This window comes from Devosia sp. 1566 (assembly GCF_004005995.1).
In the GTDB taxonomy this organism is placed as follows: domain Bacteria; phylum Pseudomonadota; class Alphaproteobacteria; order Rhizobiales; family Devosiaceae; genus Devosia.
Map to the genome: position 1 here is coordinate 3,335,422 of NZ_CP034767.1, position 12,595 is coordinate 3,348,016.

Below are 12,595 nucleotides of genomic sequence, written 5' to 3' on the forward strand. Positions count from 1 at the left end.
GCACCCTGTTCAGACTTGCGCCAGTAGCGGAGCAAGCCATGTCCATTTCGGCTGAAATCATAGTTCACATGAGCTGATGTACGGGGAATTTAGATTTTTTCGGCCATTGCATGACCCAAGCATCGCGCACCATGCTCGCTGACATGAAACGGTTATTTATTGCCTCGCGAGGCAACCCTGAACATCTGGCCCAACTATTCCGTGCCGAGTTGCCGGACTTCGATGTGCTGACCGAGCAGCCCAAGGATGGCGATGCCGATGTGCCATATATTGTTGTCGGGCGCCCACTGCCGGGCGTCGTGCGGGCTGTTCCTGGCCTGAAGCTCGTCCTCAGCCTGAATGCCGGCATCGAGCATCTGCTCGCGAGCGGCGAAGTGCCCGAGGAACTGCCGATCGTGCGATTGGTCGATGATGGGCTCGCCCTGGGCATGGCCGAGTGGGTCCTGGCTCAGGCCCTGGCCTGGCACCGTAACCTGTTCCTTTACGCAGAGCTGCAGAGCAAGGGGGAATGGGCCCCACAGCCGGAAAAGCTCGCCAATGAGCGCAAGGTGACCGTTCTTGGGGCGGGCGCACTTGGCCGCCCAGTCGCCGAACACTTCGTGCGCTTGGGCTTCGGCACCCATGTCTGGGCTCGCTCCAGGCACAGCATTCCGGGCGCGAGCACATTTTCCGGCACGGATCAGTTGCCGGAGGCCGCGCGAGGCGCCGACATCCTGGTCAATCTTTTGCCGCTGACCGCAGAGACCGCCGACCTGATCGATGCGGACCTGCTCGCAGTTCTTGCCGATGGCGCGTTCTTCATCAACGCAGCCAGAGGCGGCCATGTCGTCGATGCCGATCTGATTGCGGCGCTCGACAGCGGCAAGCTCAGCGGGGCTGCACTCGACGTTTTCCGAACCGAGCCGTTGCCGATCGAAGATCCGCTCTGGCAGCATCCCCGGGTGCGCCTTTCTCCCCATGTCGCCGCCCCCACCCACCAGCATATGGCGGTCAAGGAAATGGCGGCCAATATCCGGCGCTTCGAACAAGGAGAGCCGGTGCGCAACGTCGTTGATCGGAGCCTGGGTTACTGAGCAAGACCGGCAAAACCGGCGAAACAAGCAATTGCATCAAGGAAGGGACATCATGAAGACTAAGCTTACGCGCCGCGTCGTGCTCCAGGGCATTCTCGCCGGTACTACCGCCTTCGCCACCATGCGCGTGCTGCCCGCAATGGCCCAGCAGGCTGGCGGCACCCTCAATGTCGGCCTCACCTATGAGCTCGACACCATGAATACCTATTCCACCGGCTTCCTCGCCGATGCCCAGCACACCGTGATCGAGGGCCTGATCGCTCCTGACAAGGATGCCCGCTATGTACCGGTGCTGGCCAAGGAAGTGCCGACGCTTGAGAATGGCGGCATTGTCTTGTCCGAAGACGGCTCCAAGATGACGATCACCTATAAGCTCCATGAGAATGTGAAGTGGCATGACGGCGAGCCCCTCACCTCGGCCGACGTGAAGTTCACCTGGGAAGCGGTCAAAGATCCCGCCTTCATCGCCGAGTCCAAGGACGGCACGCAGGACATCGACAGCATCGACCTGCCCGACGACTACACCGTCGTGTGCAACTACAACACGGTGAAGCCGAACTTCGCCTCGACCCTCTTTACCTTCGGCATCATGCCCAAGCACCTGCTGGAAGGCACCGACCTCAACACCTCGTCCTATAACGAGACCCCTGTGGGCACCGGCCCGTTCAAGGTCGCGGAATTTGTGCGTGGCCAATATGTCGTGCTCGACAAGAACACCGATTACTGGCGCACTGCCGAGAACGGGGACGCACTGCCCTATCTCGATCGCCTGGTGTTCCGCATCGTTACCGACAGCAACACCTTAATCACCCAGCTGCAGAGCGGCGAACTCGACATGGCCGTCTCGGTGCCCTATGGCCGCGCTTCGCAGCTTGAAGGCGCCAACGGGCTTGAGATCGTCGTTGGCCAGCAGCTGAGCTGGGGCCACCTCGACTTCAACTTCCGCAACGAACTGCTCGCCGATCTCGCCGTCCGCAAGGCGGTGGCGCATGCCATCAATCGCGAGACGCTGATCCGCGTGCAAGGTGGATTCCCTACCCCGATCAAGTCCCTCGTCCTGCCCATCTTCGACCTCTACGATGATGCGACGCCGGAATACGTCTATGACGTTGCTGCCGCCAATGCGCTGCTCGACGAGGCAGGCTATGCCCGTGGCGGTGACGGCATCCGCGAAAAGGACGGCCAGCGCCTGAGCTTTGCCTTCGTGGTGCAGTCGGGCCGTGCTGACGACGAGAACGTGCAGCAGGTGATCATCGCCCAGCTCAAGGAAATCGGCATCGAGGCGAGCGCTGACAACAAGACCGGCGTTGCCTATCGCGAGGCCCGCTACAGCGGGGGTTACGACCTGATCTATGGCCGCTGGATCACTTCGGCCGACCCTGTCTACTCGACGTTCTACGGCTCGGAAGGCGAGAACAACGGTCAGGGCTATTCCAACCCTGAACTCGACGCGGTGTTTGCACGTCTTGAGAACACGCTCGATCCGCAAGAGCGCAAAGCCGCTGCGTCCGAGATGCAGCGCATCATTGCCGAAGATCTTCCTGCCATCGCACTGACCCAGGGCGTTTCCGTTATTGCCAAGCCGGTGGAACTCAAGAACTTCGTTCCCAATCCCACCAACATGACCAATTTCGTGGACACCAAGGAATGGTATCTTGAGGCTTGAGGCCTCAAGCGCGACACTTGAACTGCATGCCGGCCCTGCTTGTGCAGGGCCGGTGGCTCCGTAGCCCCAGGGAGCAAGATGAGCCTAAGCTATATTATCCGCCGCATTCTGGGCGCCATCCCACTGCTTTTGGGCATTTCGGTCATCCTCTTCGTCATCATCCAGCTGGCGCCCGGTGGCCCGCTCGATATCTATGCCGAGAACCCGTCCGTCAGTAAGGAAGCGCTGGCCCAGATTGCGGCGCGCTATGGGCTGGATCAGCCGGTTCCCGTTCAATACTTCCTGTGGCTCAAAGCCATTCTCGTGGGCGATTGGGGCTATTCCATTCGCACGGGCCGCCCCGTGCTCGACGAAATTGTCCTGCGCCTCGGGCCGACACTGCAATTGGGCGGGCTGGCCATGCTCGTTTCGCTGCTGATCGCCGTTCCCGTTGGCATCATCAGCGCCGCCCGCCGCGGCTCCAAGCTCGACGGTACCGTGACCGTCCTAAGCTTTGCCGGGATCTCCACTCCGGTGTTCTGGCTCGCCCTGCTGCTTCAGCTTCTGTTCAGTGTTCAGCTCGGCTGGCTTCCGTCCGCCGGCTACCAGTCCATCGGCGATGGGTCCTTCATCGACCGGCTCCGGCACATCATCATGCCGGCCGCCGTTCTCTCGCTTGCCACGGTCGCCAGCTGGAGCCGTTTTATTCGCTCGGGCATGATCGATGTGCTCCACCAGGATTATATCCGCACCGCCTATGCCAAAGGGCGCGGTGAAAAGGCAGTCCTGTTCTACCATGCCCTGCGCAACGCCATGATCCCGGCGGTGACGGTCATTGCCGTCGACTTCGTGACCATCATTTCAGGCGCCGTCATCACAGAAACTGTGTTCGCCTGGCCCGGCATTGGTCGGCTGTTCATGGAAAGCATGGATGGGCGCGACTACCCCATGCTGATGGGTCTGATGATGATGGGTTCACTTGCAATTGTCGTCGCCAATATCGTGGCCGACCTTTGTTACGCTGCGCTCGATCCCAGGATCCGCTATGACTGAAGCAACGATTGCCGGCGCCATTAACCCGGCCGCGCCGCCCCAGAGCTACTGGCGCCGCGTCATCCGCCGCTTTCTCAAGCGCCGCCTCGCCGTTGTCGGTGCGGTGTTCCTGGTGTTGCTCGGGCTGGCCGTCACATTCGGGCCGATGGTTTCACCCTATAGCTATGACTACCAGGACTTCGAGCTCCTTGGCATGCCCGGACCAATGTCGGCCGAACACTGGCTGGGCACGGACGAGCTAGGGCGCGACGCGCTGACGCGCCTCCTGCATGGTGGCCGTGTCTCGCTCGCTGTCGGTCTGGCCGGTGCCATGATCGCCGGTATTGTCGGGACGTTGGTTGGAGCCGTTTCCGGCTTTTATCGTGGGATCCCCGACGTCCTCCTCATGCGCTTCACCGATGTCATGATGTCGATCCCAACCCTCCCACTGGTGCTACTCCTATCCGGGCTTTTTCGCCCCAGCCCGCCGCTTCTGGTCGCAATAGTGGGCATCCTGATCTGGATGGGTACGGCACGTTTGGTCCGCAGCCAGTTTCTCGCCTTGCGTGAGCGCGAATTCGTCGAAGCAGCCCGTGCGCTGGGGGCGAGCGGACCACGGCTGATGTTCCGGCACATCCTTCCCAATGCCATCGGCCCCATCACTGTGGCCTCGACCCTGGCGGTGGGCAGCGCCATCATGATGGAATCGGCGCTGTCCTTCCTTGGCTTCGGCATCCAGCCACCAGTGCCGACCTGGGGTAACCTGCTGAACAGCGCCTCGTCCTGGCTGTCGCAGGCCCCTTGGCTCGCCATCCCACCGGGACTTCTCATCCTCTTCACGGTACTCGCCGTTAACTTCCTCGGCGACGGGTTGCGGGACGCCATGGAGCCGCGGGAGTAAACAAGAGCGCGCTTGGATCTATATCGCGAACTGCACATCAGGAATGGCGCAGCGGATCCTGCCGCCACGCCATTCGCCGCGCCCGCCCGGACCCGACTGTCCGTCATTTGGCCTTCGACTTGGGCAACTCTGTACAGACCGGCTCTCCCAAGTCCGTACAGCCGTTGTCAGTGTGGACGCCCCCGCTTGCCGTCGGGAGTCGTGCGGACCGAAACACAGCCCTCGGGCAACATGCCCACCTGTCCTCGGTCTACTTGGTCGTGAGATTATAGTAGGTGACGTCTGGCGAGGAGCCCTGCACGAAGCCTTCCACATTCTCCCGATCGGCCCGCTGCGAGGTGGCCTGGAACATGATGACGTACGGACCCTCATCCAAGAGCCGTTTCTGCAGGTCGATATAGGCCTGCATGCGCGCCTCGGTGTCGCTCTCCTCGGCGGCGGCCCTGGTGGCCGCGGTTAGCTCAGGCGAGTCCCAGGCATTGCGCCAGGCCAGCGGCTTGGCCGTGGCTTCGTCGGAATTGTCGCTGTTGGTGATGAAGCCGTCGGCATTGGTGTGCGGGTCCATGTAGTCGGGGCCCCAATAGACCATCAGCGCCTCGTGCTCGCGCGCGCGATACTTGGTCAGCATGGGCGCCATTTCCGAGGACACGATGTTCACGGTGACACCGGCTTGCGCAAAGGTGGACTGCACCGATTGGGCCATGTTGACAAAGGGCGAGAAATTGGGCGCATCGAGGTCAAGGGTGAAGCCGTCAGGCAGGCCGGCTTCCGCCAGCAGCGCCTTGGCTTTTTCCGGGTCGAAGTCATAGGGGTTCTCGTTATAGGAGGCCCAGAAGCCCTCCGCCCAGAATGACTGGTGCACCTGCGCGGCCCCTTTGAGGAAAGAATTGGCTATGCCCTCGTAATCGATGAGGTGGCGCAGCGCCTGGCGAACTTTTGGATCCTGCAGCTCCGGGGTCTTTTGGTTGAGGCCGATATAATAAAGCAGCGCCTGCGGGACCGTGGTGACTTCGATGTCGGCATTGCCTTCAATGGAGGCAATCTGGTCCGGGCTCAGGTTCATTGCAATGTCGACATCGCCCTTCTCCAGCGCGAGCCGCTGGGCCGAGGCTTCGGGAATGTGCTGCACCACGACGCGCTTGAGATTGGCCTCGCCGCCGCGATAGTTCGGATTGGACGCCAGAACAACCGCCTCATTGGGCGTCCAGGAGCGGATCACATACGCCCCCGACCCGGCCGAAGTGGTCTTGAGCCACGCATTGCCCAGGTCACCATCAACTTCATTTTCGAGGGCGAGCTTGCTGTCCACCACGGAGCCGACCACTGAACCAAGCAGCGCATAAACCAGCGAGGGCGCGAAATCGACGCCGATCTGGACCACCAGGGTCGACTCGTCCGGTGCAGTCACCATCGTGTCGACATTCTCCTTGGTCCAGCCCAGTTGCGAGAGCAGAAACACCGGCGACTTTTCGAGCTTGATCACCCGTTGCAGCGACCATGCGGCGTCGCCCGCAGTCACGGGATTGCCCGAAGCAAAGGTCTGGCCCGGCCGCATCTTGAACGTAAAGGTTCTGCCGTCTTCGCTGACTTCAACGCTCTCGGCGGCGCCGGGGACCAGACTGTTCACGTCCGTCGGCTCGAACCGCATGATGCGGTCATAGGCATTGGCGAGCACCTCAATGCCCGAGAGCTCATACGCCTCGGCGGGATCAAGCGAGATCAGATCGTCAATCTGTTTGGCGATCACCAGCGTATCGGCCGGTGTCGCGGCAAACGCGTGAGGCATGAGCGCCAACAGCGCCCCCGTAACAAGACTATATTTCAGGCCGTTCCACATGCACGTCTCCCTATGGAAGTCCTTCGCGGTCGTTTGCGAGCGAGGATCTTACCGCAACCACGTCATGTGAAGTGCTTTTGCCTAAAAAGACAAGAGACTGGCTAGGCCCCTGCCCGCGTAAAGCCACGGCTTGCTTGAACCAGGTTGCGCGTGTACTCGACTTTCATCTTGCCTGCCCGCAGGTCCTCGGCGCTGATCACTTCAACCACCCGGCCGAGCTGCATGATGGCAATGCGGCTGCAAAGATGCGCCACTACCGCAAGATCGTGGCTAACCAGGATGGATGTGAGGCTGTAGCTGCGCCCGAGCCGCCCCAGCAGATTGAGGATTTCGGCCTGGATGGATACGTCCAGCGCCGATGTCGGCTCATCGAGCAGCAGGATTGGCGGTTTCAGCATCAGGGCGCGGGCAATGGCGACCCGCTGGCGCTGGCCGCCGGAGAGCTGGTGCGGATAGCGGAAGCGCTGCATGGGTTGAAGCCCGACATCTGCAATCGCTTGCGAGACCTTTGCGTCGATATCGCTTTCCCGGTGGATCTCAAGCGGCTCCCTGAGGGTGTCGTCGACGGTCTTGCGCGGATGCAGGGAGCCGTAGGGATCCTGGAACACATATTGCAGCAAGCGCCGATCGGAGCGTCGTCGACTGCCAGCGGGCCGGCCGTTGACCTCGATGGTTCCATCACTGGGGGGCACGAGGCCCGCGATCGCCCGCAGCACGGTGGACTTGCCCGAACCGGACTCGCCAACAATGCCAAAGCTTTCACCCGGCGCCACCGCAAAGGAAACGCCCTGCACGGCGCTGATTTCGCGGCTGCCCACACGAAAAATGACGTCGAGATTGTTGACCGAGATCACGTGAGCCACTCGGGGTCGCGGACCATGGTCGCAAGTTCAGCCTGTTGGGCATCGAGCGATGGAGTCGCGGCCACCAGCGCCCTTGTATAGGGGTGGCGCGCATTGTGAAGGTCCCTGGCCGCGCATTGCTCGACAATGCGGCCGCCATACATGATCAGCACGCGGTCGCAGAAGCTCGCCACCATGGTCAGATTGTGGCTGATCATGATGAGCCCCATGCCGCGATCACGCACAAGATCATCCAGAATGCGCAGGACTTCGTTTTGCACGGTGACGTCAAGAGCCGAAGTCGGCTCGTCGGCGATCAGCAGGTCAGGTTCGGCCACCAGCATCATGGCAATCATCACGCGCTGGCCCATGCCGCCCGAGAGCTGGTGGGGGTGGAGCCCATGGACCAGTTCGGGGTCGCGGATCTGCACCGCCTCGAGCATCGCCAGCGTCCGCTTCCGGGCGTCGGCTCGGGATGTCTTGATGTGCAGCAACAAGGTTTCCTCGATCTGCTTTCCGACGGTCTGCACCGGGTTCAGCGAATATTTCGGATCCTGCATCACCATTGACATGCGGCGGCCGCGCAGTTCGCGCCATTCGCGCTCGGTGCAACTCAGCAGGTTCTTGCCGGCATAGGACATTGTTTGCGCTGTGACATCGGCCGAGCGCGGCAGCAGGCCGAGAAGCGCACGTCCCATTGTGCTTTTGCCCGATCCGGACTCTCCGACGACACCGAGGCGCTCCCGGCCTAGGGTGAAGCTGGCGTCCCGGACCGCGCGCGTCACGCCGGACCGTGTTGGAAAGCTAACCTCGAGGCCTTCCACGACAAGAAGATTATCGGTCATTGGATCTTGGATCAAACACGTCACGCAGCCCATCGCCCAGCAGATTGAACCCCAAGCTGACGATGAAGATCGCAAGCCCCGGAATGGTCGCCACCCACCACTGGTCAAGAATAACTTCGCGCCCGGCCGAAACCATTGCCCCCCATTCGGGCGTCGGCGGCTGGGCGCCAAGGCCAAGGAAGCCGAGACCTGCGGCGGTAAGAATAATTCCAGCCATGTCGAGCGTGAGGCGGACGATCACCGACGACAGGCAAAGCGGCACCACGTGTCGAAACAAGATTCGCCCGGTCGAGGCGCCCTGAAGGACTGCCGCCTGGATGAAGTCGCTATGGGCGATCGCCATGGTTTCCGAGCGCGCCAAGCGGGCATAGGCAGGCCAGGAGGTCAGAGCAATGGCGAGCACTGCGTTTTCAATTCCCGGCCCGAGGGCCGCAGCAAAGGCGAGTGCCAAAATCAGGCGGGGGAAGGCCAGGAATATGTCGGTGACGCGCATCAACACCACGTCGACCCAGCCACCCGCATAGCCTGCCGCGGTGCCCAGCGCGAGGCCAATCGGCACAACCACAACCGAAACCAGAAGCACGATGGTCAGCGTCGCGCGCGCCCCGTATAGCGTTCGAGTGAAGATGTCGCGGCCCAACTCGTCGGCACCAAACCAGTAAGTGGCCGAGGGCGGTGCAAGCCGGTCGCTGAGCACTGACTCGAACGGTGACTTGCCCATGGTCAGCAGGGGCGCGAACACCGCCAGCAGAACCAATACTGTGACAATCACCAACCCGATCAGCGCCGTTGGATTGGCGACAACGGCGCGGAAGCTGCGGTAAGCGCTACCAAATATGGCCTGACGCCGGGACTGGGGCGCGTCGCTTGCCAGCCACTGTCCAATGGTGTCGCTCATGAGCGCCTCAGCCGCGGATCGAATAACTTGTAGAGCATGTCGGACACGACGTTGATCGTGATAAACACTGCGCCAACCAGCACCGTCCCGCCGAGCACGGCGTTCATGTCGCTGTTGAACAAGGCGCGGGTGATGTAGAGACCCAGCCCCGGCCAGGCGAACACTGTTTCCGTAAGCACGGCTCCTTCCAGCAGCGAGGCATAGCTCAGCCCGATCACGGTGATCAGCGGCACCATGATGTTGGGGAATGCGTGCCGCCAAACTGCACCCCAATAGGAGTTGCCCTTGATGCGCGCCGCGATGACATATTCCTGGCTTAGCTGGTCGATCATGAAGCTGCGCGTCATGCGGGCGATATAGGCAAGCGAGAAGTAGCCCAGCAAGCTCGCGGGCAGGATCAGGTGACTGAAAGCGTTCGAGAAGATCTCCCAGTTTCCTTCCAGCGCCGCGTCGATCAAAATTACGCCGGTGCGGTGCTCAAGCACGCCCTGGTAGAACACGTCCAACCGACCGGTTCCTGCCACCCATCCGAGCTTGCCATAAAACAGGAAAAGCCCGACCAGACCGAGCCAGAAGATCGGAACGGAATAGCCCAGAAGACCCACCACCCGGATCACTTGATCCGGCCAGCGGCCCTTGGCGGCAGCTGCAACAACCCCCATTGGAATGCCAAGCACCACCCCGATGATGATGGCGATGGTTGCAAGTTCAAAGGTGGCCGGAAATACGCGCAACAGGTCGCTCAGCACCGGGCGCGAAGTCAGCACCGAAACCCCGAAATCGCCGGACACGAGGCGCTTGAGGTAGATGCCGTACTGAACAAATACCGGTTGGTCGAGCCCGAGCTCCTTGTAGACCGCATCATAAGTTGCAGCGCCCACCCGGTCGCCCGTCACAGCGAGCACCGGATCGATATTGGTCAGGCGGCTGATCAGAAAGGTTACCGCGGTCAGGCCAACAAAAGTGATCGCGAGGGTAAGTACAAGTGAGGCAATCCGGCCTAGAACAGCCATTCGCTGTTTGCCGCTGACGGCTCGCGCAGCGTTTGGGCCGGTTTGGGCCTGAACTTCGGCCCTCACGCTACGGCGCCCACGCGCATAACACCCCGAAGGCGAGTTGGGCTGCAAAGGCTAGCCGAAATTGCAAACCAGTCCCCAAACCTAGCCCAGCGCGGCCAGTGGCTCAGAGGCGGGAGTGGGCAGTAACCGTTGGTACGCAGCATGAAACCAATAGCCATGTCGACGGCCGTAACCCTGAAAAGCATGGCATCTACCATTCGCGTAGGCGAAACTTCCGCGTCCGCCGACAAGATCCGAGGCTCCGCGTTGAGACGGTCGCGGTTACGCATGCGCCTGCCGCCAACATAGTTCACCCCTTTAATTGATCAATACTTGCCACCCATTCTAACTCTGCGCAAGGGAAGCCCGATAGACAGTTTACCTTTATATACAGGGCCCGTACTCAGCCCATATGCACCTCGGTAGCCAATCCAGGGATGAACTCGAGCACAAAGCCAATCCGCGACCCACAGTAGCAATGGGGCACGATCCTCAAGCTTTATGTCTATGGCTCCCTGCACCGGCCGTTTCCGGGGAGGAAGCTAGACGCAACATTGACCCCATGTTGGCTGACCGGCAAGCTGGTGCGGGCTTCAACACCACTTGGACTGCACTCATGGGGTCGCGCCGGGCGTCAGCCCAGGGTTGCGCAATATCGCGAATGCTTCCTCAACCACCAAGATCAGTGCCCACGCCCTTGGCCGGGCCACCCGGTCATTGCACGTGCGCAATGACCGCCGGATGCCCGAACTGCCAAGACAATCAATCAGGTCGACGGGCACCGATTTGCGGAACCAGTGAACCGAACCTCGCCGGTGCACCAAGGATGCAATGGACTTAAGCAATGAACAAACGCCCCGTCAGATGCGACGGGATGCTGTGAGAGAATCCGCTTTTTGACTGGGACTCTACGTCTTCATTTTCAACGGCTTAGGAATGGCGGAGAGGGAGACCGCTGAAAACCCGGCTATAGCCATCTCAAGGCGTTGAAACCGCTGGTGGCAGTTCGCCTGCCGCGTTCACTATCCGTTCCTAACATGTATAACCGTCTATAGTAATCTACGCCGACCTTTAGGGCTGGTGTTAGGGTTGATGGGATGGCGAGGGAAACAAAGCGGCTCAACGCGCGGACGGTAGCGACAATCACGGACCCCGGCATGCATGCCGATGGGGACGGGCTTTATCTTGTCGTGGACAAAAGCGGCGCCAAGCGCTGGAGCCCGATCTACCGAAGGGATAGCAAACGCCGCGAGATGGGCTTGGGCCGGTTGGCAGATGTGGGCCTGGCTGATGCGCGCGCAAAAGCCGCCGACTATCGCCGCGAGATAACCGCCGGCATCGATCCGGTGGCGCAGCGTGAAGTCGAGCGCGTAAAGCGAGCACAGGTGGGCGTCACCTTCGGCACCTTCGCCAGTGACCTTGTTGCCGATCGGGAAACTCAGTTCCGGAACGAGAAACACCGCCAGCAGTGGCGCAATACTCTCGCGACCTATTGCGCTCCGATCAGCAACAAGCGCCTGGAGCAGATCGACACAGAGGCGGTGCTGTCCGTGCTGAAGCCGATTTGGGGAACGAATGCGGAAACCGCCTCTCGGCTGCGCGGGCGCATTGAGCGCGTGCTGGATGCGGCAAAGGCCAAAGGGTTGCGGGAGGGAAAACCCTGCACGCTGGCGCGGGCACCTCGACAAGCCCCTGCCCAAGCGGCGGAAGCTGACCCGTGGTCACCACGCGGCAATGTCCTACGCTGAAGTGGGCGAGTTCATGGGCAAGCTGGCCCAGAACAGCGGCATGGGTGCCACGGCCCTGCGCTTCCTGACTTTGACAGCCGGCCGCACTGGAGAGGTGATGGGCGCTAAATGGGCAGAAATCGATTTAGCTAGAAAGGTCTGGACGGTGCCGGCGGAGCGTATGAAGGCCGGGCGGGAGCATCGGGTGCCGCTTTCAGGCCCCGCTCTCACCATTCTTGATGGTCTGCAAGAGGTAGCCACAGGGGAACTGATGTTCCCTGGCGCCAAGCCGGGGCGGCCGATCAGTAACCGCACCATGACGGCAGCGCTGGAGGCCGCTGGTGGTGCACACTTCACCGTTCACGGCATGCGCTCCGCCTTCCGAGATTGGGTGCACGAAGAAACAGCTTTTGCCGCGACCTGGCAGAGGCGGCGCTCGCCTATATCAGTGGTGATGAAACCGAGCGGGCTTATCGGCGCGGTGACGCACTTGAGAAGCGCCGCAAGCTCATGGAGGCCTGGGCGAGCTACTGCACCACCCCACAGACAGACAAGGTAGTGCCGATGCGCAGGAAAGCTACGGCACAATAAGAGTTGCGCAGGGATAGGCCGGCCAGCCGACACGCCAGCTCACCACTGGTTTCCCTGCGCTCCATCTGGTGACGCGAGGTGACGCGATGCCGAACCGCTCAAGGAAATTCCGCACATCGAGCGGCCCCTAGACGTTGAAGAACGAG

Annotated in this window: 11 protein-coding genes; 6 read left to right on the top strand and 5 right to left on the bottom strand. The window is 61.3% G+C overall.

The annotated features are described in order from the left end of the window. Nucleotides 1-110 precede the first annotated feature (110 nt). The 4 genes from ELX51_RS15950 to ELX51_RS15965 all read left to right on the top strand — a co-directional run bounded on the left by ELX51_RS15950 (nt 111) and on the right by ELX51_RS15965 (nt 4,651). Nucleotides 111-1,073 carry a glyoxylate/hydroxypyruvate reductase A gene (locus ELX51_RS15950; RefSeq protein WP_127754446.1) on the top strand — a complete coding sequence of 321 codons (963 nt, stop codon included), beginning with the start codon at nt 111-113 and terminating at the stop codon, nt 1,071-1,073. A 52-nt stretch (nt 1,074-1,125) separates the two neighbouring features. After that, nucleotides 1,126-2,739 (top strand): peptide ABC transporter substrate-binding protein, encoded by a 1,614-nt coding sequence (locus ELX51_RS15955; RefSeq protein WP_127754447.1) that lies wholly within the window; start codon nt 1,126-1,128, stop codon nt 2,737-2,739. A 78-nt stretch (nt 2,740-2,817) separates the two neighbouring features. Then, nucleotides 2,818-3,771, top strand: coding sequence for an ABC transporter permease (locus ELX51_RS15960; protein WP_127754448.1), 954 nt, complete (start codon nt 2,818-2,820; stop codon nt 3,769-3,771). Further along, entirely contained in the window at nt 3,764-4,651 is an 888-nt protein-coding gene (locus ELX51_RS15965) for an ABC transporter permease (protein ID WP_127754449.1), read from the top strand. Before ELX51_RS15960 ends, ELX51_RS15965 begins: the two co-directional genes overlap by 8 nt. Nucleotides 4,652-4,901: 250 nt before the next feature. On the opposite strand, the gene ELX51_RS15970 is transcribed toward ELX51_RS15965, so the two are convergent. From ELX51_RS15970 to ELX51_RS15990, 5 genes are all read right to left on the bottom strand, one after another. Further along, nucleotides 4,902-6,488: an ABC transporter substrate-binding protein gene (locus tag ELX51_RS15970; protein WP_127754450.1), complete on the bottom strand. Its 1,587-nt coding sequence runs from the start codon at nt 6,486-6,488 to the stop codon at nt 4,902-4,904. Nucleotides 6,489-6,589: 101 nt separating this feature from the next. Further along, the gene (locus ELX51_RS15975; protein WP_206524651.1) at nt 6,590-7,351 is read right to left on the bottom strand and encodes an ABC transporter ATP-binding protein; all 762 of its coding nucleotides are present in this window, start codon (nt 7,349-7,351) and stop codon (nt 6,590-6,592) included. Then, nucleotides 7,339-8,175: an ABC transporter ATP-binding protein gene (locus tag ELX51_RS15980; protein ID WP_127754451.1), complete on the bottom strand. Its 837-nt coding sequence runs from the start codon at nt 8,173-8,175 to the stop codon at nt 7,339-7,341. Before ELX51_RS15980 ends, ELX51_RS15975 begins: the two co-directional genes overlap by 13 nt. Next, entirely contained in the window at nt 8,165-9,073 is a 909-nt protein-coding gene (gene nikC / locus ELX51_RS15985; RefSeq protein ID WP_127754452.1) for a nickel transporter permease, read from the bottom strand. The genes ELX51_RS15980 and nikC overlap by 11 nt, the downstream gene beginning before the upstream one ends. After that, entirely contained in the window at nt 9,070-10,086 is a 1,017-nt protein-coding gene (locus ELX51_RS15990; RefSeq protein WP_127754453.1) for an ABC transporter permease, read from the bottom strand. The genes nikC and ELX51_RS15990 overlap by 4 nt, the downstream gene beginning before the upstream one ends. A 1,142-nt stretch (nt 10,087-11,228) precedes the next feature. Between ELX51_RS15990 and ELX51_RS20495 the strand changes: the two genes are divergently transcribed. Both ELX51_RS20495 and ELX51_RS20500 read left to right on the top strand, forming a co-directional pair. Continuing rightward, nucleotides 11,229-11,879, top strand: a complete 651-nt coding sequence (locus ELX51_RS20495; protein WP_348983119.1) for an Arm DNA-binding domain-containing protein — start codon at nt 11,229-11,231, stop codon at nt 11,877-11,879. Continuing rightward, the gene (locus tag ELX51_RS20500; protein ID WP_348983120.1) at nt 11,866-12,417 is read left to right on the top strand and encodes a tyrosine-type recombinase/integrase; all 552 of its coding nucleotides are present in this window, start codon (nt 11,866-11,868) and stop codon (nt 12,415-12,417) included. The genes ELX51_RS20495 and ELX51_RS20500 overlap by 14 nt, the downstream gene beginning before the upstream one ends. Nucleotides 12,418-12,595 lie beyond the last annotated feature (178 nt).

Coding starts and splice junctions, on each gene's coding strand:
- nikC (WP_127754452.1), bottom strand. CDS start 9,073: ATGAGCGACACCATTGGACAGTGGCTGGCAAGCGACGCGCCCCAGTCC.
- ELX51_RS15960 (WP_127754448.1), top strand. CDS start 2,818: ATGAGCCTAAGCTATATTATCCGCCGCATTCTGGGCGCCATCCCACTG.
- ELX51_RS15955 (WP_127754447.1), top strand. CDS start 1,126: ATGAAGACTAAGCTTACGCGCCGCGTCGTGCTCCAGGGCATTCTCGCC.
- ELX51_RS15980 (WP_127754451.1), bottom strand. CDS start 8,175: ATGACCGATAATCTTCTTGTCGTGGAAGGCCTCGAGGTTAGCTTTCCA.
- ELX51_RS15970 (WP_127754450.1), bottom strand. CDS start 6,488: ATGTGGAACGGCCTGAAATATAGTCTTGTTACGGGGGCGCTGTTGGCG.
- ELX51_RS15965 (WP_127754449.1), top strand. CDS start 3,764: ATGACTGAAGCAACGATTGCCGGCGCCATTAACCCGGCCGCGCCGCCC.
- ELX51_RS15990 (WP_127754453.1), bottom strand. CDS start 10,086: ATGGCTGTTCTAGGCCGGATTGCCTCACTTGTACTTACCCTCGCGATC.
- ELX51_RS20495 (WP_348983119.1), top strand. CDS start 11,229: ATGGCGAGGGAAACAAAGCGGCTCAACGCGCGGACGGTAGCGACAATC.
- ELX51_RS20500 (WP_348983120.1), top strand. CDS start 11,866: ATGTCCTACGCTGAAGTGGGCGAGTTCATGGGCAAGCTGGCCCAGAAC.
- ELX51_RS15950 (WP_127754446.1), top strand. CDS start 111: ATGACCCAAGCATCGCGCACCATGCTCGCTGACATGAAACGGTTATTT.